The sequence below is a fragment of the Ruegeria sp. HKCCD7303 genome (assembly GCF_013111185.1).
Lineage (GTDB): Bacteria > Pseudomonadota > Alphaproteobacteria > Rhodobacterales > Rhodobacteraceae > Ruegeria.
Map to the genome: position 1 here is coordinate 324,353 of NZ_WVRE01000002.1, position 18,743 is coordinate 343,095.

Genomic DNA, 18,743 nt, shown 5'->3' on the forward strand with positions numbered 1-18,743 from the left:
CGCACATACATGCTCAGGCTTGGGCGGCAGCGTCAAGAGGACATACCGTTTCTGACGCGTTCAATTGGCCGAGCGCCACACCAGATGGCGCAGAGCTGGACGAGGCAGAGAAAAGAGGCGAAAGGCAGAAAAAATGGGCGGATTTTTCGGAGGAATGGTCGCCGGGGCGATCGTTGTTTTGATCCTGGGCGTGATCGTGTCGCTCAAGACGCCGATGGTCAATACGCCGGTTGTTGTAACCGAAGCACCGGCTCCGGTAATTTCCGAAGCACCTGAAGCACCGACTGAGGTGGCCGAAGCGGTTTCCGATGCCGATGTGGTGGAATTGGCTCCGCGTGGGCTGGAAGCCGCCGATGACTCAACCGAGGATCTGGCTGACTTGTCCGGGCTTGAATCGTCTTCGGACACGCAACCAGAAGTGGGCGCAGCGGCTGAGGCCGTGGACCAACCAGAGGCCGCGGTTGCGACTGAAGTGTCAGTTGTGACCGAAGCGCCTGCAGCGCCGCCAGAACCCAGCCTTGCACCTGCGGCTCCGCAGGACGAGGCAGAGCCAGCCGTAATCGACGATACACCGACCCCTCCCGTGGAAGAGCCCCAGACAACCGAAGTCGCGCTTGTCGAGCCGGAACAAGACCCATTGCCTCAAACGACGGTGGACACTGAAGAGGTAAATCCGTTTGAAAGCAGTCCGATTGCGGTGGAAGGGGATGAAGAAATTCTTCCGCGCAAGTTGCCGCGTATCGCGGCATTGCCGCAGATCGGCGGCGAACAGGAAGTACCAGTCAGCTCAACGATTGGAAAACGCGTTGTTCCTTTGACCGAACGGGATGATGAGCCAGTGGTCGAGCAAGCCTCGGCAGAAGAAGCGGCACCAGCGGGCAAGCCGATCGAACGCTATGCCGCGAAGTTCGAAAACCCCGAGGCCAAGCCCTTGATGTCCATCATTCTGATCGATGATGAGGGCGCGTTTGGTGTCGAAGCGCTGCAAGACTTTCCCTATCCAATCAGCTTTGCCGTTAACCCGTCCGATCCTGATGCGGCGGAAAAAATGGCGCGGCACCGCGCGGCCGGGTTCGAAGTCATGGCGCTTGCTGATTTGCCTGAGGCCGCAACCGCTCAGGACGCCGAGGTGTCCCTGTCGGTCTGGCTGGATACTCTGCCCGAAACCGTTGGTATTCTGGAAGGGGTAGACAGCGGCATTCACGGCAATCGCAAGTTGGCCGATCAAGTTGCGGAAATTGCTGCCGGAACTGGCCGGGGATTGATCACGCAGGACAATGGGTTGAACACCGTTCAAAAACTCGCGGCCCGAAACGGAACCCCTTCGGGTGTCGTGTTCCGTGACATCGATGGTGCGCGTCAGGATTCGAAGGTCATGCGTCGTTTTCTGGATCAGGCCGCGTTCCGCGCCGGGCAGGAAGGTGCTGTGGTCATGTTGGGGCGGGTCCGTCCCGAAACGATTTCAGCATTGTTGCTTTGGGGGTTGGAAGACCGTGGCAGCCGCGTCGCCATGGCGCCGATTTCTGCGGTCATGATGAAACAGGTACAGTGACTGGCATAAAACAGAAAATGAGGGCGGCGATCTTTTGATCTGCCGCCCTTTTGCGTTTAGCTGTTTCCGTTTCCGGTGAAACGCGCGGCATCCGCCGCAGCGCGTCGTATCGCGTTGGATTTATGGACGGTTTCCATGAATTCGGCTTCTGGATCGCTGTCATAAACAACGCCGCCGCCTGCCTGAATATAAAGCTTTTGATCTTTCACAATTGCGGTGCGCAGCGCGATACACATGTCCATGTCGCCGCCCGCGCTGAAATACCCCACGCCACCGCCATAGACGCCGCGTTTTTCGGGCTCCAGCTCGTCGATGATTTCCATCGCGCGCACTTTGGGCGCGCCAGACACTGTGCCCGCTGGCATCCCGGCAAAGAACGCGTCCAGCGCGTCTTTGTCTTCGGCAAGTTCACCCACCACGTTTGACACAATATGCATTACGTGGCTGTAACGTTCTATGATGAACTCTTCAGTCGGGCGCACCGTGCCAATCTTGGCCACGCGTCCGGTATCGTTGCGGCCCAGATCCAGCAGCATCAGGTGCTCGGCCAGCTCTTTCTTGTCGGCCAGCAGATCCAGTTCGTTTGCCTTGTCTTCTTCCGGCGTCGCGCCACGGGGACGGGTTCCGGCGATGGGACGAATGGTGACTTCACTGCCGAACACGCGCACCAGAATCTCGGGGCTTGCACCCACAACCTGAAAGCCGCCGAAGTTGAAATAGAACATGAAAGGCGACGGGTTGGTGCGCCGCAGCGACCGATAGAGCGCAAAGGGTGGCAGCGGAAATTCCTGCGTCCAGCGCTGCGCCGGGACAACCTGGAAAATATCACCCGCGCGGATGTATTCCTTGGCCTTTTCAACGGCTTCCATATAGCCGGACTTGGTAAAGTTCGACACGGGCGGTGAAACTTCGCGCGCGTCCCCAAGATCGCGGGTTTCCGCAGGCATCGCACGTTCCAGATCGCGAACCGCATCCATCACACGTTCGGCGGCTTGTGCATACGCAGCCTTGGCGGATTGACCGTCGCTGGCCCAAGCTGGTGAAACCACGGTCACTTCGCCTTTAACACCATCCAACACGGCGATGACGGAAGGGCGCAGCATAATCGCATCGGGCAGGCCCAGAGGGTCAGGGTTTACGTCTGGCAGGTATTCCACCAGCCGGACCATGTCATAGCCCAAATATCCAAACAGCCCGGCTGCAGCCTGAGGCAGGTCATCCGGCAGGTCGATGCGGCTTTCGGCCAGCAAAGCGCGCAGGTTGTCCATCGGGTTGCCGTCTTGGGCCGAGAACGCCTCGGAATCGAACCGGGCAGAGCGGTTCAACTCGGACGCGTCACCGCGACACCGCCAGATCAGGTCGGGTTTCATACCGATGATCGAGTAACGGCCACGAACTTCGCCGCCGGTTACGGATTCCAGCATGAACGCATCTTTCTGTGCGCCCGTCAGCTTGAGCATCAGTGACACGGGCGTGTCAAGATCAGCGGCAAGCCGTGTGTAGACCACCTGATTTTCGCCCGCTTCATAAGCGCGCGCGAAGGTGTCGAATTCGGGTGTCAGTGCCATTTCGGTCTCGTTTAAAAGCTCGATTGCACGGCATTCAGCGCCTGTTGGTCGACGACCGGACGCGCGCGTGTCTGTGCATCGCGCACATAAGCGTTGAAAATATTCTGTGACAGGGCCTGATTCATCTGAGCGGAAAGGGCTTCACGCAGTTGGCGAAGCTCGTCTGTATCTGCCGGAGGCAGAACTTCATCCAGGCGCACCAGCAACGCTGCGCCGTTGCCACCAATGACACGCAATTCGCCAGGTTCCATCTGAAACACTTCGTTCATGAAATCCGCAGGAACGTCATCCAGAAACGCCGTGCGGGTCAGGGCATTTTCAACACGGAAGGGCAGGCCGGTGGCGGTAAAGTCACCATCTGTTGCAAGCTGTGTCAGAACCGCATTGGCCCGTTCTTCCAGCGCCTTGTTTGTTTCGGCTTGAAGCCACGCGGCGGCCACGCGATCACGCGCGCTGTCCAGCGGCTCGGGGCGACGCGGCAGAACCTCGTTCAGGCGCAGGGCAAAGATCGACCCATCTTCGAGGAATGCGATTTCCGGGAAATCACCTTCCTGCACAGCTTCGGCTGCGACGCGGAACCCGTCATAGGCGGCGATTTCATCTGAACTTTCGCGGGTCCAGTCGATCTGACCCAGCTCCATTTCGGTCTCATCCGCCAGTTCTTCCAGTGTAGCGCCGCCAGCAAGCATGTCGTTGATATCTTCGGACTGCGCCTCGATCAGGCGGCGCGCACGCTCGGCCGCCAGCTCTTCCCGCAAGGCCGGTTCAGCTTCTTCGAAGGGCACATTGTTGGCTGCCAGAGATCCGTTGATCCGGAAAAGGGCCGGACCAAATACCGACGGCAACGGGCCAACAACAGCATCCAGATCGGCCGCAAATACAGCATCCGCAGCTTCGCCCAGATCCTCACGCGTCACGTCGCCCAGATCGATGTCGTTCAATTCGAGATCGCGGTCGCGGACCAGCTGTTCAAAGGTAGTGCCACCCACCTCAAGCTGGGCCTTAGCTTCGCTTGCAGCTGCCTCGTCCGGGAAATTCAAGCGCTCAACCAAGCGGCGTGCGGGCTGGTTGAACTCAGCAGACCGGCTATCATAGAGCGCGCGCAGGGCGTCCTGATCCACCTCGACACTGTCGATCAGCATCGCAGGGGACAGGATCGCATAGGTCAGTTGCTTGGTGCGGGGCAGTGTGAACAGAGCACCGTTTTCATCATAATAAGCCTGAATCTGCGCCTCGGTCGGATCGGCAATCGAGGATTCCAATGCTTCGGTCCCGACGGTGGCCACCGTAAAGCTGCGCCGGGCGCCGATGTAATCCGTCATCGTATCCGTCAGAGTGGCTGGCATTTCGACGCCGCCCATGATCGCGCCCTGAACGATCGTACGCGCCGATTCCTTGCGCAAATCTGTTTCGAACTCGGAATCGGTCATGCCGATCTGTTCCAGCTGAAAACGATAGGCTTCACGGTCAAAGCTGCCGTCCACACCCTGGAAGGCCGGGATCGCGACGATGTCTTGCTGTAGGTTCTCGTCCCCGATGGAAATACCCAGTTGGCCGACTTCGTTGTCCAATGCCGCCAATGCCGTCAGACGGGCGAGGGCATTCTGATCAAGCCCCAACTCGCGTGCCTGCGACATCTGCAATGGCTGGCCGGTTTGTGCCTCAACCGCGCGGATTTCGCGCTGCAACTCGCGCACATACTCATCGACCGAGATGCTTTCGTCACCCACATGTGCGACGGTTCGGACCGTACCGCTGAGATTGGTGGCGCCAAATCCCGCAAGGCCCAGCATCAGCAGGCCCATCAGAATCCAGACAAAGGTTTTAGAAAGACTTTTAGCGCCTGCGGCCATGGTGCCCTCTTGTTATTGCGGCAGCGTTCTGCCCTGTCGGTTGCGGCCCTGAATACGACGCACACCGCCGAGGGGCAAGCTTAGAAGGACAGGCCCTGCAACCGGTCGAACAATTGACCCAATCCCGCACGGTCCAGATTGGCGAATGCTACACGGACTTGCCGTTTTCCGGCGGGGTCATGGGCGGGCATGAACATGGTGCCGGGCAACAGCAGCACGCCTGCCTCAGTCACCAAACGGCGTGCCAATTCGTCTGACGGCATATCGAAAGGGTGTTCGAGGTAAGCAAAATACGCCCCAAGCCCCAAAAGACGCCATCCTTGGGCCTCAAGGGCGGGCATTCCATCTTTAATTGCGGCTCTGCGGTCGAGAATTTCGTCTCGTTCACCCGCAAGCCATTGTGATAGGTTCTGCATCCCCCATAGGGCTGCAAACTGGCCGATTTGGCCAGGGCAAATGGCAACAGTGTCGAGGAATTTCTCGACCTCGGCCAGAAGAGAACGGCTTGTGGCTATCGCACCAACTCGGTGGCCTGTCAGGCGATAGGCTTTAGAGAAGGAATAGAGATGAACAAGCGTCTCATCCCAAGCCGGTTGTTGGAACAGATCGTGGGGCGGGCCGCTGCGGCTATCGAAATCGCGATAGGTTTCGTCCACGATCAGGCGAAGACCGCAGTCGCGTGCAAGGTCAAAAAACGCGCGGACCAGATCGGAAGGGTATTCCACGCCGCCGGGGTTGTTCGGTGTGACCAGGGCGATGGCGCGTGTTTTTTCGGTAATCAGAGCGCGCGCCTTCTCTGGATCGGGTAGCAGGTCATCTCCGGTTGGGAGGTCCACAGCCTTCACCCCAGCCATGTCCAACCACATTTTATGGTTGAAATACCATGGCGTTGGCAGAATCACTTCATCATCCTCATCGGTGATTGCCGAGATCACGGCCGAGAATGCCTGATTACAGCCCGAGGTGATGGCGGTCTGAGACGCGTCAACGCGCCCGGCGTAGTGCGCGCTGATCTGGGCCGCCAATTCTGTGCGAAGATCGTCGTTCCCCAAGACCGGCCCATATAAATGCGCGTTGTCTTCCTGCACGGCAAAATCTGCCATTGCCTGTCGCAGAGCAAGCGGAGGCGGGTCAACCGGCGCGGCCTGGCTGACATTGATCAGTGGGCGGTCTGCAGGAAAGTTGGCACCTTCGACCCATCGTCGCGCCTCCATCACCGGAGGAGGGAAAGTGGCGCTTGTGCGAGTCTGGGTCATGGTGTGCCAGTCTTTATGCGAGGCTCCGCCTCACGCTTCTAAGTATTTGAGAGCAGAAAAGAGGTTAGTCTGTCCCACGATAGGGTTCGACATATTGCAACGCCATGTCCCAGGGGAAGAAGATCCACGTGTCCTGACTGACCTCGGTGATGAACGTATCTACCATCGGGCGGCCCTTGGGTTTCGCATAAACCGTCGCGAAATGCGCGTTGGGGTACATTTTGCGGACCAGTTCCAGTGTTTTACCGCTGTCTACCAGGTCGTCGATGATCAGAACGCCAGTTCCGTCGCCCATCAGATCCGCGTCGGGTGCCTTCAAAACTTCGGCCTCGCCTTGTTCTTGATGGTGATAAGACCGCACGCTGATCGTATCGACGGTGCGGATGTCCAATTCGCGGCTGACGATCATCGCGGGGGCCATACCGCCGCGCGTGATAGCCACCACTGCGCGCCAGGCACCATTTTCAGGGCCTTGCCCGTCAAGCCGCCAAGCCAAAGCGCGCGAATCGCGATGGATTTGATCCCAGCTGATGTGAAAGCCTTTTTCGTGGGGCAGGCGGTCTTTGGCGCTCATGATATCAGCCCTTTTCCACGTCAGGTGCATCGACGGCCTTCATGCCGACAATGTGATAACCCGAATCTACGTGCAGATTTTCTCCGGTCACGCCGCTGGACAGATCAGACAGCAGGTAAAGGGCTGACTTGCCCACATCGTCGATGGTCACGTTGCGACGCAGGGGCGAGTTATATTCGTTCCACTTCATGATATAGCGGAAATCGCCGATGCCGCTGGCCGCCAGCGTCTTGATCGGACCGGCAGAGATCGAGTTGACTCGGATGCCGTCTTTGCCCAGATCCTCGGCCAGATACTTTACCGACGCTTCAAGTGCGGCTTTGGCGACGCCCATTACATTGTAATGCGGCATGACTTGCTCGGCACCATAGTAGGTCAGGGTGACGGCGCTGCCGCCTTCGCCCATCATCTTTTCGGCGCGTTGCATCACGGCGGTGAACGAATAGACCGACACATCCATGGTCAGTTTGAAGTTCGCCCGGCTGGTATCGACATAACGTCCGCGCAACTCATTTTTGTCAGAGAAGCCGATGGCATGAACCACAAAGTCCAGTTTGCCCCATTTTTCTTCCAGCGCGGTGAATAGCGCATCGATCGACGCCTCGTCGCTGACATCACAGGGCAGAACGATTTCACTGCCCAATTGGGCGGCCAGCGGGTCGACGCGCTTTTTCAAAGCATCGCCCTGATAGGAAAAAGCAAGCTCGGCCCCGGCATCGGACAAGGCGCGGGCGATTCCCCATGCGATTGATTTGTCATTGGCCAGTCCCATGATGAGGCCGCGTTTGCCGGCCATCAACTGATTTGACATGTGTGGTTCTCCGCCTGTCTTCGCGATGTGTTGAGTTGGTTTATGCCATTGGTAGCGTTGCTTCAAGGCCGTGCGCTCTTGCTCGCAGCGGGTTCTCGCCTTAGGTTCGTCTTTAATACTTTCCAGGGGATGGAAATGACCGAGCGTGATGGCATATTTGCTGGCTCCGATCCGTTTGAAATAGCGGGCCGGTGGCTTGCCGAGGCTGAAAAGACAGAATTGAACGATCCCAATGCGATCGCGCTGGCCACCGTCGACTCGGATGGTTTGCCGAACGCGCGTATGGTTCTGCTCAAGGAAATCGAAGCGGATTCGTTTGTGTTTTATACGAACTACGAAAGCGCAAAGGCCACCGAACTGGATGCCGCCGGGAAGGCCGCATTTGTCATGCATTGGAAATCTTTGCGGCGACAATTGCGTGTTCGTGGTACAATCACCCGCGAAGATGGGCCTCAGGCGGATGAATATTACGCATCGAGGTCGCTGAAGAGCCGTTTGGGGGCCTGGGCGTCGAAGCAATCTCAACCCCTATCAAGCCGTACAGCCTTGATGGCTGAGGTGGCCAAGGTGACTGCTAAGCTGGGTCCGAATCCCCCCCGCCCACCGTTTTGGGGCGGGTACCGATTGACGCCTACTGAAATTGAATTCTGGGCCGACGGGGCATTCCGCCTTCATGACCGGTTCAGATGGAAGCGTAATGAGCCGGGATCGGTATGGCATGTGGAAAGGTTGAATCCATGACGTTCACGTGTCGTGAAATGCAACAGACCGAAAATAAACAGTTTTTTCAGCTTGAAATTGCCTGCCATTCCCATAAACAACAAACCCTTAACGAACGGCTAAAATTCGCGATGGGAAAACCGTGCCAGAAGACCTGAACAATATGTATCGCGTTCGTGGACACGTTAAATGGTTCGATCCCGCCAAGGGGTACGGATTTGTCGTGTCCGACGAAGGTGGTCCGGACATCCTGTTGCACGTGAATGTGTTGCGCAATTTCGGCCAGAGTTCTGTCGCCGATGGCGCGGGGATTGAAATCATGACTCATCGCACGGACCGTGGTGTTCAGGCGGTTGAGGTCGTTGCGATTGATCCTCCGGAACGAACCGACTCGATGATGTTGGCCGATTTTGCCGAACTGGACCCGGTGGTTATTGCCGAGGCCCCGTTGGAAGCGGCACGGGTTAAGTGGTTCGACAAAGGCAAGGGATTCGGTTTTGCGAACGTCTTTGGTCGGGGCGAAGATGTCTTCCTTCATATAGAAGTTCTGCGCCGGTCAGGCCTCGCTGACCTTCAACCGGGCGAAGCGTTGGCCATGCGTGTAATTGATGGCAAAAGAGGCCGGATGGCAGCTCAGGTGCTGGCTTGGGAAGCCGCACTGGACGGCTGATTTCTCATGGGACGGTTTCTGACGCTTCTGACCCTGTTCTTTACGCTTTGGGCAGGTGGGGCGTTTGCCGCGTGTCGCGCTGATCAGGTTTCTTTGCGGAATGACGCGGCGACGGTACGATTTGACATCGAACTGGCGGTGACACCGCAAGAGCGTTCGCGAGGGTTAATGTTTCGCGAGTCACTTCCGAATCGATCCGGGATGCTGTTTGTTTTTGACCCGCCGCAACCCGTAGCTTTCTGGATGAAGAACACACTGATTCCGCTGGATATGATCTTCGTGGATCGAACTGGCACAGTTACTCGGGTGCATGAGGGGGCGATTCCCGGTGATCTGACCCCAATCGAAGGCGGAGATTCCGTATTTGCAGTGCTGGAAATCAACGCCGGACTGTCCGCACGCTATTCAATTACGCCGGGCACGCAGATGCAGCATGAAATTTTTTCGCAAGGTCCTGCAATTTGGCCCTGTTAGGGCTTTTCAAATCAGATTGGCATCGTTAGGAAGGCGCACGGTCCGGGGCGTGGCGCAGTCTGGTAGCGCACCTGTTTTGGGTACAGGGGGTCGTAGGTTCGAATCCTGCCGCCCCGACCACTTCCTCAATATCATGAGGGCAATCCGCCCATGGCTTGAAACAGCCTGCTGATCGATTGATCCAGGGTGGGGCTTTCCAAAGGCACTTCGATCACGGATCCGTCTTTCTGCGGAACTTCAAAGAACACGTTTGCATCCACGCGGTATCCCGCTGTGTTCTTGGTCGAGGTTAAGCGCGTGACGCTTTGCGGCAGGTCCTGTGGATTGCCGTCATAGTTCAGAATCAAAAAGGCGGATGCTTTTGCAGGCAGAATTTCGTAAAACTCGAACTTCTGGTTACCTGTTTTCTCAAAAGATTCCCCCGGCCCGGTACAACTGGTTTCGAAGCTTTCGAACAATCTTTGGGGATAGGTGTCAAACTGTGCGCTGCGTGATGCAATGGGCACATCTTGTGGTGCGCAGGCCACGATACAGATCAGGATCAGGCTATAGGCTAACAGCTTCATCGGGTTGGACCTTTTTAAAATTGAACGAACTGGCGACTCGTGAACGCGATGGGTTGCGAGGAAATGCAATTGATTCCCAGCCAGCTTAATCGGCACCGTCTTGGTTGATCAAACACGGATAACTATGCTGGTAAAAACGGGAATTCGTTTTGAGACTTAAAGGTTTCGGCGGAATTTTGCCGTGGATGATCCTGTGGAGGAATCGCGCGCAATTGGGTGGCGGACTTGAAACGTTCTCAGGTCAACAAAAAAGATTTCAAAAAAGACGGAAAAAGGGCGTTGACCTTCTATGGGTTCATACGTCAAATTGTATGAGCCGAAGAGATTGCCACAATATCTGGTGTTCAAACTGGAAGAGGCAGCAGGCGAGGGTCGGAAAGCACATCTAATTTAAGTGCGCCGTTTTTGCGGTTTTTCCGCTGTCTTTGACAGCGAACGATACCCTTGTCCGTAAGACTCTGGGCGTTGTGGGCGGCACCCTGCAACACAAGATTTGGTGTCGGGAACTGAACATTGGGCGGAATTTAACCAGGGCTGCGGACATGAAGATTGAAAGAAAATTCACCAAACCAGATCAGGATGCCTACTCGGACCTGGATTTTGTGTCTGCAACGTCTGAAATCCGCAATCCGGATGGAACGATTGTTTTCCGTCTGGACAACATCGAAGTGCCCGCAAGCTGGTCGCAGGTGGCAAGTGATGTGATTGCTCAGAAATACTTCCGCAAGGCAGGTGTTCCCAGCAAGCTGAAAAAGGTCAAAGAAAGGGACGTTCCAGAATTCCTGTGGCGTTCGGTACCTGCCGAAGGTGCGGAGTTTGACGGAGAAATTTCGTCCAAGCAGGTGTTCGACCGTCTGGCAGGTGCATGGGCCTATTGGGGCTGGAAAGGCGGCTATTTCTCGGATGAAGAAGACGCGCGCGCCTATTTTGACGAGATGCGTTACATGCTGGCGACCCAGCGTGCTGCTCCGAACAGCCCGCAGTGGTTCAACACTGGTCTGCATTGGGCCTATGGGATCGACGGTCCGGCGCAGGGGCACCACTATGTCGACTACAAAACCGGCAAGCTGACGAAATCGAAATCCGCCTACGAACATCCGCAGCCGCACGCGTGCTTCATCCAGTCTGTCGACGATGATCTGGTGAACGAAGGCGGCATCATGGACCTGTGGGTGCGCGAGGCGCGCCTGTTCAAGTACGGCTCGGGCACCGGTACCAACTTCAGCCATCTGCGCGCAGAAGGCGAAGCGCTGTCAGGTGGCGGCAAATCTTCGGGCTTGATGGGCTTCCTCAAGATAGGCGACCGCGCTGCTGGCGCGATCAAATCAGGCGGGACAACCCGTCGAGCAGCAAAGATGGTGATCGTTGATGCGGATCACCCGGACATCGAGCAGTTCATCGAATGGAAGGTGATCGAAGAGCAGAAAGTGGCTTCGATTGTTGCCGGATCGAAGATGCACGAGAAGATGCTGAACGGTATTTTCGAGGCCATTCGTTCGTGGGACGGATCTGCTGACGACGCATATGATCCGAACGCAAACGACGCCTTGAAAAAGGCGGTGCGCGAAGCGAAAAAGGTTGCAATCCCAGAAACTTACATCAAGCGTGTTCTGGATTACGCCAAGCAGGGCCATGACAGTATTGAATTCCCGACCTACGATACAGATTGGGATTCCGAAGCTTACAGCTCGGTCTCGGGTCAGAACTCGAACAACTCGATCCGCGTCACCAATGCGTTCCTGACCGCTGTCGAAAAGGACGCCGATTGGGAACTGATCAACCGCACCGACGGCAAGGTCGCCCGCACCGTCAAAGCACGTGACCTGTGGGAAAAGGTCGGTCACGCCGCATGGGCCTGTGCCGATCCAGGCATCCAGTTTCACGACACAGTAAACGAATGGCACACATGCCCCGAGGACGGCGAGATTCGCGGCTCGAACCCGTGCTCGGAATATATGTTCCTGGACGATACGGCTTGTAACCTGGCGTCGATGAACCTGCTGACCTTTCTGAAGGATGGTGAGTTCCAGGCGGCGGATTACATGCATGCCTCGCGTCTGTGGACCCTGACGCTGGAAATATCGGTAACGATGGCGCAGTTCCCGTCGAAGGAAATCGCACAATTGTCCTATGATTTCCGTACGCTGGGTCTTGGCTACGCCAATATCGGCGGCTTGCTGATGAACATGGGCTACAGCTACGACTCGGATGAAGGCCGTGCGATCTGCGGTGCGCTGACCGCGATTATGACTGGAGTGGCTTATGCAACCTCAGCCGAGATTGCTGGTGAGCTGGGACCGTTCAAGGGGTACGAGCGCAATGCCGACCACATGCAGCGCGTCATCCGCAACCACCGCCGCGCGTCGCAGGGGGTTACCGAGGGTTATGAAAAACTGGCCGTGAAGCCAGTGCCTTTGGATCACGGTAACTGCCCGGACAAGCGTTTGGTCGATCTGGCCATGTCGGCCTGGGATGAAGCGCTGAGCCTGGGTGAGAAGAACGGCTATCGCAACGCACAGGCCACTGTGATTGCGCCCACCGGCACCATCGGTCTGGTGATGGATTGCGACACAACCGGGATCGAGCCGGACTTTGCTCTGGTCAAGTTCAAGAAGCTCGCGGGCGGCGGCTACTTCAAGATCATCAACCGCTCGGTGCCGTCGGCGCTGGAAAAGCTGGGGTATTCGTCATCTCAGATCGAAGAGATCGTGGGCTATGCAGTCGGCCATGGCACCATCGGCAACGCGCCGGGGATCAACCACACCTCGCTGACCGGTCATGGCTTTGGCCCCAATGAACTGGCCAAGGTGGACGCCGCGCTGGAAAGCGCCTTCGACATCCGCTTTGTCTTTAACCAGTGGACGCTGGGCGAGGATTTCTGCACCGGCGTTCTGGGCATTCCAGCGACCAAGCTGAATGACCCGACCTTCGACCTATTGCGCCATCTGGGTTTCACCAAAGCGGATATCGACGCGGCCAACGACCACGTTTGCGGAACCATGACACTGGAAGGCGCGCCGCACCTGAAGGAAGAGCACTACGCGATCTTCGACTGCGCCAACCCGTGCGGCAAGAAAGGCAAGCGTTTCCTTGGGGTTGATAGCCACATCACCATGATGGCGGCGGCGCAAAGCTTCATCTCGGGCGCGATCTCGAAGACGATCAACATGCCGAATGATGCGACCATCGAGGACTGCCAGAAGGCATACGAACTCAGCTGGTCGCTGGGTGTGAAAGCCAACGCGCTTTATCGTGACGGCTCGAAACTGTCGCAGCCTCTGGCAGCGGCGCTGGTCGAGGATGACGACGAGGCGGCTGAGGTGCTGGAAAGCGGCTCGACGCAGGAAAAAGCCGTTGTTCTGGCCGAGAAAGTGATCGAGAAGGTTGTGGTCAAAGAAATGATCCGCAGCCATCGCGAAAAACTTCCTCATCGCCGCAAGGGCTATACCCAAAAGGCAATCGTGGGCGGCCACAAGGTCTATCTGCGGACTGGTGAGTTCGAAGACGGCAAGCTGGGCGAGATCTTCATCGACATGCACAAGGAAGGCGCTGGCTTCCGGGCGATGATGAACAACTTCGCCATCGCCGTGTCGGTCGGCCTTCAATACGGTGTGCCGCTAGAAGAGTTCGTCGATGCCTTCACCTTCACCAAGTTCGAACCGGCAGGGATGGTGCAGGGCAACGACTCGATCAAAAATGCGACGTCGATCCTTGATTACATCTTCCGCGAATTGGCCGTGTCCTACCTGGACCGCACCGATCTGGCCCATGTGAAGCCAGAAGGCGCGACCTTTGACGATCTGGGTCGGGGCGAAGAGGAAGGTGTATCGAACATCTCGGAAATCAGTGAAAGCGCTGCGTCCAAGTCGTTGGAAGTGCTGAAACAAATCAGCTCGACCGGCTATCTGCGCAAACGTCTGCCTCAGGATCTGGCCGTGTTCAATGCGGGTCAGGCAGACTTGGGCGGTATGGCTGAAACGGCCGCTGCTTTCGAGGCACCCGTTGCGGAAAATGCTGTGGCCACGGGAATGGACGCCCGCACCAAAGCCAAGATGCAGGGTTACGAAGGTGACCCCTGCGGTGAATGCGGAAACTACACGCTTGTCCGCAACGGCACCTGCATGAAGTGCAACACCTGCGGCGCGACAAGCGGGTGTAGCTAAGTTTTAACGCCCTGGCACCCCGGGGCGTAGGGGTCGGACGCTGCCCTAGGTAACCGACCCCGACGAATACGGAGAAAGGACGTAAGACTTACCTGATGACCTTTCTCCACTCGGCTGACATGCCCGTGTTGGCCGGGAACAGGGTGGGGCGGAATATTTGCTCCCTCCCACTCTTTCACGGGGCGGGTGCGCTCGTCCCATGCGCAGTCCAGGCCGCAGGCAAAAAAACACCGGGCGGTCAACGATATGAGCCTGGAAGGCGAAACTGACAGGGGGCTTCGGCCCCCTTTCTTTTTTCGCGCGGTCGCTGTTCTAAACGGTGTTTCGCCAGATCGTGCGCGGCGCGTGTGGCAAGACCTGCCGATACAGGTCTGGCGGAATTTTGCTCGGCGGCACTTTGCGATGCCGACTCGGTCAAACACGCAAGGATTGGCGCGAATCCCTGCTGGTCGCGCTATGCGGGGTGACGTGGTGCGAGGCTTTGTTGTTTCTGGGGCTTGTCCGGACAAAAACAAAACCAACCTATCAGGAGGCACCAAAAATGAAACCGCAGTATTTGATTGGAATTTACATCGCTGCTCTGACCTTGCCGGGACTGGTCTCGGCCCAATCTACAGCCGATGCCAATGGCGATGGCGTTCTGACCATCGAGGAAGTTCAGGCTGTCGCACCGAATGTAGACGCCGATACCTTCTCGGCGATGGACGCCAATGGTGATGGCGCGTTGGACGCTGACGAAGTGGCCGTTGCGCAAGAGGCAGGGCTGCTTCCGTCAAGCGATGGATAAATCCGTGGGTGGCCCGATTGGTTTCGGGCCGCCCTTCCGCTCACTAAGTGGGCAGATGAATTTTGAACTTTTCGCGCAGTTCCATGTCCAGCAGCGGATCGAACTTGGCCTCGGATGGCGCAGACAGAATTTCTTCCTTGCGCGCCGTTGCCTTGTCGATCAGATCGGGCTTGCCCAGCTCAACCCATTCTTTTGGCGAAGACCGGTCGCCGAAAACCGGATAGACATAGTCAGCTTGCATCCGGCTGAGCGTAGCTTCCGTTCCAAGATAGTGACCAGGGCCGCCCATGCAGACCTCGGCCATCTGGTCCAGAGCTAGGGTTTCATCGTTCACTTCGATGCCCCGCACGCAGCGCTGCGCCTGACCGATCAGGTCATCGCTGAGGATCAGGCTTTCAAAGCAGAAACCCAACAAAGAGGCGTGCATGCCCGCCGCTTCGTAGACCATGTTGAGACCGGACAGACCCGCCATTACGTTCGAGCACATCTGTTCCCACCCGGCCTGCATGTCGGGAAGTTTGGAATCCGACGCTCCGGCTGCTGCTCCGCCGGGTAGGTTGTAGAACCGGTGCATCTGTGCGCATCCAGCCGTCAGCAACGCCTGTTCGCCCGACCCAATGGACATCGCACCTGTCCGAAGGTCCAAGCCAAAGGGCCAGGTGCCAAAAACGGCTGGTGCTCCGGGACTTACGGCGTTTACGTAAACCAGTCCGGCAAGGCATTCGGCGGTCGCTTGAGTGATGGCTCCGGCTATGGTCGACGGCGCTGTGGCACCGGCCATCCCGGCTGAAAGAAGCAGGACAGGCATTCCGGCCTTGATGCACTCCTCCATCACTTCGCAGCTTTCAGTGGCGAACTTCATGGGGGGAACCACAAAGCAGTTCGAATTCGATACAAATGGCCGCTCGCGGTACTTATCCTCACCACCCGCGATCATGTAGATCATCTCCATCGCGGGCGCGACGTGGCTGGGTTCCGTGAACGATGTCCCGATGTGTTTGAAAGTGCCGGAACAGCTAGCATAGATCGTGTTCAGGTCCATTTCCAGGTTGTCGGCGATGTCGCGGCAAACCATAGGGCGTTGAACAAAGTGAATGTTATCAAGTTGCTGGCAGATTCGCGCGGCATCGTGTAGGTCCTGCACAGTTGAATCGCGGTATTCCCGCCCATGCACGTCGACCATGGACACGGCAGCGCCGGCAGTGCCGTAGTGAACTTTGGTGCCTGACAGCTCAAGATCGGTTTTGCCATCACGGCTGTACAATGTAACCGCGCGGTTAGCTTTGGCGATAGTGTCCTCGACCAAAGCGCGTGGAAATCTAATGCGTCCATCGTCCCCAAAGGTGCAGCCTGCATTTACAAGGTAGTCGATACCGCTTTGCGGGGCGTCAGCCAGACCGATGGTTTCCAGCGCGGTCAGTGCGGCCTCGTGAATACGTTCAATTTGTGCCTGCGTCAGAACATTTAGAACTCCGCCCTTCATTCCAGGGCGCACGGGGCGAAGATGGTCGGGCAGGGCCGTTGCGCGGGCGGCACGGCGTGCAGCGCGGCCTCCGCTGCGTGACGTGTTGCGGGATTGGTCGTTCATGTCTTGATCCGGTTGTTGAGTGATGCTTTGGGGCGCGGAATATCCCCTTACGGCCGTCCCCGAGCGGCACGTCCACGATCCGCACCAATGGTGCGGCTGATCAGGCTGATTTTCCAGTCGTGGTCTGTCATTCGGGTTCTCAACTTCTGGCCTTAGCCTTCCAAAACACTACGACACAATCTGTCCTGTTTACGACCTTTGTTGGTTTTTGCAGCTCATCGTGACGGTTTGCTGCCGGATAAAGGAGGATCGGGCAGATTTTCTCCCGTTTTGGAAGAATTCTGTTATACTGCATTCACTTACTTTTGAGTTTTGTGACCCTAGAATTGAATTCTGATGAAGCGAAACGCAGATTAGAATAAGTTTGCGTCTTTAGATCGAAACAAGAGCGACATAATTTTGTACCCGTGCAAAAAACCTCTTTCTGTCCTGTTCGTGGCGACCTGTCTCGCCAGCGCAGGCCCGGTTTTTGCCGAAGATTGGACAGGTGGTTATGTGGGCCTCAGCTTTGGATATGCGGATGCGGATGGACCGGGCGGCTCCAGCGGTGATGACACCGCTTTTGGTGCGCATATTGGTTATGATCAGGACTTTGGGAATTTTGTCCTGGGTGGTGAGCTGGAATACAACCGGCTCTCGTTGGATTTGGGCTCGTCCCAAGGCAGTTTGGACAGCATGACTCGTCTGAAGCTGCGCGGTGGATATGATTTCGGCAACGCGCTTGGCTATGTGGTTATCGGGGCGGCGCGGGCTGAAACCTCGGTCGACAGCGACACGGCAGCGGTTTACGGCATCGGCGTGGCGTACCCGATTGGAGAAAACTTTGTGATCAGCGGCGAGGCGTTGCGGCAAAATTTCGACGATGTCACCCGTTCCAGCGGCAGTCTGGATTCCAACGTTTTCAATTTACGAACAACGTTTCGTTTTTGAATACTATTCCGCAGCGTGACGCTGCGCGAGCTGTTCGGCAAAAGAGCACAGCGTTTTCAGTGCGCTAGCGAAACGGTTGTCTTCAACAGTCATGGCCACCCGAACATGCCCGGCGGCGGCTGAGCCAAAGCTTTCTCCGGGCATGACGGCAATGCTGTGCGTGTCCAACAAAGCATTGGCAAAACTTTCCCCGGACAACCCGGTCTTGCGCACGTCCAGCATCAGGTACATCGCCCCCTGTGCGGGCACCAGGCCAACGGTGGATTGATCCTGAAGAATCGCCACGGCCTGTGAACGTCGACGACGAAACGGGGCGGCGATCTTTTCCTCCAGCTCGTGTCCTGCGGTCAGAGCATAACTGGACGCGTCCTGTATGAAGCCTGGTACGCCATAGGTTGTGTGGGTGGCCAGATTGATCAGATGGGCGATGACCTCTTCGGGGCCGACAATCCAACCACAGCGCGATCCTGTCATGGCATGGGATTTGGACATCGAGCCAATGACAAGCGTCCGATCCTCCATACCGGGTAGAGCGCGCGGCGACAGGTGTTCACCCTGCCAAACCTGCGTGTCATAGACTTCATCCGAGATCAGCCACAGGTCGCGTCGCTGGCAAATTTCGGCAACGTCTTCAAGCGATTGGCGGGAATAAACAACCCCGGTTGGATTGTTTGGTGTGTTGATCAAAAGCGAAACAGCACCGTCAGCCGCAGCATCGATCCGTTCGGCGCAGGGCTGAAAGGCGTCTTCTGCTGCGGTCTGAATTGCGCGGGCAACTGCTCCGACCCCACGAATTGTTCCGGGATAGGTGGCGTAATAGGGATCTAGGAACAGCCCCACATCACCGGGATCACAAACTGCCATATGGGCCGCAAACAGCGCAGACTGGCCGCCGGGTGTGATCAAAACGTTGTTGCGCGTTGTTGGGACGCCCGTCCGCGTTTGCACCCGAGCCGCCACCGTGTCGCGCAGAAGATCTGTACCGGGCACCATGGCATAACCCGTGTGTCCTTCGCGGGCGGACAGGTCCATGGCATGCAGGATCGATGGATCGGTGCGGATGTCATGTTCGCCGATGGTCAACTCGGTCACGGCCTGACCTTCGCTCAGCATCCGACGGGCCCGATAGAACACGTCCCAGCCGTCGCTGCCGCCGCCTGTAATCTGCGTGATGCGTTTAGAGAGTTTCATACCACTGCTCCGGGATAGCTTTTGGCTGAATGGGACAGAG

General features: G+C 57.1%; 15 protein-coding genes and 1 tRNA gene. 8 read left to right on the plus strand and 8 right to left on the minus strand.

The window, feature by feature from the left end; genetic code table 11:
- Window positions 1-133 precede the first annotated feature (133 nt).
- Complete coding sequence (locus GS630_RS06210) at window positions 134-1,552, plus strand: divergent polysaccharide deacetylase family protein (protein ID WP_171618953.1); 1,419 nt, start codon at window positions 134-136, stop codon at window positions 1,550-1,552.
- Between the two features lie 56 nt (window positions 1,553-1,608).
- On the opposite strand, the gene trpE is transcribed toward GS630_RS06210, so the two are convergent.
- From trpE to fabI, 5 genes are all read right to left on the minus strand, one after another.
- Window positions 1,609-3,120, minus strand: a complete 1,512-nt coding sequence (gene trpE / locus GS630_RS06215) for an anthranilate synthase component I (RefSeq protein WP_171711905.1) — start codon at window positions 3,118-3,120, stop codon at window positions 1,609-1,611.
- An 11-nt stretch (window positions 3,121-3,131) separates the two neighbouring features.
- Complete coding sequence (locus tag GS630_RS06220; RefSeq protein WP_171173824.1) at window positions 3,132-4,973, minus strand: peptidylprolyl isomerase; 1,842 nt, start codon at window positions 4,971-4,973, stop codon at window positions 3,132-3,134.
- A gap of 80 nt (window positions 4,974-5,053) precedes the next feature.
- A complete protein-coding gene (locus GS630_RS06225; protein ID WP_171618957.1) occupies window positions 5,054-6,229 on the minus strand; it encodes an aminotransferase in 1,176 nt (391 codons plus the stop codon).
- A gap of 64 nt (window positions 6,230-6,293) precedes the next feature.
- Window positions 6,294-6,803, minus strand: a complete 510-nt coding sequence (gpt, locus tag GS630_RS06230) for a xanthine phosphoribosyltransferase (protein WP_171237632.1) — start codon at window positions 6,801-6,803, stop codon at window positions 6,294-6,296.
- Window positions 6,804-6,807: 4 nt separating this feature from the next.
- On the minus strand, window positions 6,808-7,614 hold the full coding sequence (fabI, locus tag GS630_RS06235) for an enoyl-ACP reductase FabI (protein ID WP_171237631.1): 807 nt from the start codon (window positions 7,612-7,614) through the stop codon (window positions 6,808-6,810).
- 135 nt (window positions 7,615-7,749) lie between these two features.
- On the opposite strand from fabI, the gene pdxH reads away from it, so the two are divergent.
- From pdxH to GS630_RS06255, 4 genes are all read left to right on the plus strand, one after another.
- Entirely contained in the window at window positions 7,750-8,355 is a 606-nt protein-coding gene (gene pdxH, locus GS630_RS06240; RefSeq protein WP_171173832.1) for a pyridoxamine 5'-phosphate oxidase, read from the plus strand.
- 142 nt (window positions 8,356-8,497) lie between these two features.
- Complete coding sequence (locus tag GS630_RS06245; protein WP_174836485.1) at window positions 8,498-9,004, plus strand: cold-shock protein; 507 nt, start codon at window positions 8,498-8,500, stop codon at window positions 9,002-9,004.
- A gap of 6 nt (window positions 9,005-9,010) precedes the next feature.
- On the plus strand, window positions 9,011-9,478 hold the full coding sequence (locus tag GS630_RS06250) for a DUF192 domain-containing protein (protein WP_171237630.1): 468 nt from the start codon (window positions 9,011-9,013) through the stop codon (window positions 9,476-9,478).
- Window positions 9,479-9,521: 43 nt separating this feature from the next.
- A tRNA-Pro gene (locus GS630_RS06255) sits at window positions 9,522-9,598 on the plus strand.
- Window positions 9,599-9,609: 11 nt separating this feature from the next.
- Here the strand turns inward: GS630_RS06255 and GS630_RS06260 are convergent.
- The gene (locus GS630_RS06260) at window positions 9,610-10,044 is read right to left on the minus strand and encodes a hypothetical protein (protein ID WP_171711907.1); all 435 of its coding nucleotides are present in this window, start codon (window positions 10,042-10,044) and stop codon (window positions 9,610-9,612) included.
- Window positions 10,045-10,586: 542 nt separating this feature from the next.
- On the opposite strand from GS630_RS06260, the gene GS630_RS06265 reads away from it, so the two are divergent.
- Window positions 10,587-14,207, plus strand: coding sequence for a vitamin B12-dependent ribonucleotide reductase (locus GS630_RS06265; protein WP_171173840.1), 3,621 nt, complete (start codon window positions 10,587-10,589; stop codon window positions 14,205-14,207).
- A gap of 541 nt (window positions 14,208-14,748) precedes the next feature.
- Window positions 14,749-14,994 carry a hypothetical protein gene (locus GS630_RS06270; protein WP_171173843.1) on the plus strand — a complete coding sequence of 82 codons (246 nt, stop codon included), beginning with the start codon at window positions 14,749-14,751 and terminating at the stop codon, window positions 14,992-14,994.
- 43 nt (window positions 14,995-15,037) lie between these two features.
- On the opposite strand, the gene GS630_RS06275 is transcribed toward GS630_RS06270, so the two are convergent.
- Window positions 15,038-16,582: a trimethylamine methyltransferase family protein gene (locus tag GS630_RS06275; RefSeq protein ID WP_171618963.1), complete on the minus strand. Its 1,545-nt coding sequence runs from the start codon at window positions 16,580-16,582 to the stop codon at window positions 15,038-15,040.
- Window positions 16,583-17,017: 435 nt separating this feature from the next.
- Between GS630_RS06275 and GS630_RS06280 the strand changes: the two genes are divergently transcribed.
- Window positions 17,018-17,512, plus strand: a complete 495-nt coding sequence (locus GS630_RS06280) for an outer membrane protein (RefSeq protein WP_371809061.1) — start codon at window positions 17,018-17,020, stop codon at window positions 17,510-17,512.
- 3 nt (window positions 17,513-17,515) lie between these two features.
- Here the strand turns inward: GS630_RS06280 and GS630_RS06285 are convergent, their stop codons facing one another.
- A complete protein-coding gene (locus tag GS630_RS06285) occupies window positions 17,516-18,703 on the minus strand; it encodes a pyridoxal phosphate-dependent aminotransferase (protein WP_171618965.1) in 1,188 nt (395 codons plus the stop codon).
- Window positions 18,704-18,743 lie beyond the last annotated feature (40 nt).

Bases quoted from the DNA above. Each gene is read 5' to 3' on its own strand.
- GS630_RS06225 (WP_171618957.1), bottom strand. From the start codon at position 6,229: ATGACCCAGACTCGCACAAGCGCCACTTTCCCTCCTCCGGTGATGGAG.
- fabI (WP_171237631.1), bottom strand. From the start codon at position 7,614: ATGTCAAATCAGTTGATGGCCGGCAAACGCGGCCTCATCATGGGACTG.
- GS630_RS06275 (WP_171618963.1), bottom strand. From the start codon at position 16,582: ATGAACGACCAATCCCGCAACACGTCACGCAGCGGAGGCCGCGCTGCA.
- gpt (WP_171237632.1), bottom strand. From the start codon at position 6,803: ATGAGCGCCAAAGACCGCCTGCCCCACGAAAAAGGCTTTCACATCAGC.
- GS630_RS06265 (WP_171173840.1), top strand. From the start codon at position 10,587: ATGAAGATTGAAAGAAAATTCACCAAACCAGATCAGGATGCCTACTCG.
- GS630_RS06260 (WP_171711907.1), bottom strand. From the start codon at position 10,044: ATGAAGCTGTTAGCCTATAGCCTGATCCTGATCTGTATCGTGGCCTGC.
- GS630_RS06285 (WP_171618965.1), bottom strand. From the start codon at position 18,703: ATGAAACTCTCTAAACGCATCACGCAGATTACAGGCGGCGGCAGCGAC.
- GS630_RS06210 (WP_171618953.1), top strand. From the start codon at position 134: ATGGGCGGATTTTTCGGAGGAATGGTCGCCGGGGCGATCGTTGTTTTG.
- GS630_RS06245 (WP_174836485.1), top strand. From the start codon at position 8,498: ATGTATCGCGTTCGTGGACACGTTAAATGGTTCGATCCCGCCAAGGGG.
- pdxH (WP_171173832.1), top strand. From the start codon at position 7,750: ATGACCGAGCGTGATGGCATATTTGCTGGCTCCGATCCGTTTGAAATA.
- GS630_RS06270 (WP_171173843.1), top strand. From the start codon at position 14,749: ATGAAACCGCAGTATTTGATTGGAATTTACATCGCTGCTCTGACCTTG.
- trpE (WP_171711905.1), bottom strand. From the start codon at position 3,120: ATGGCACTGACACCCGAATTCGACACCTTCGCGCGCGCTTATGAAGCG.
- GS630_RS06220 (WP_171173824.1), bottom strand. From the start codon at position 4,973: ATGGCCGCAGGCGCTAAAAGTCTTTCTAAAACCTTTGTCTGGATTCTG.
- GS630_RS06250 (WP_171237630.1), top strand. From the start codon at position 9,011: ATGGGACGGTTTCTGACGCTTCTGACCCTGTTCTTTACGCTTTGGGCA.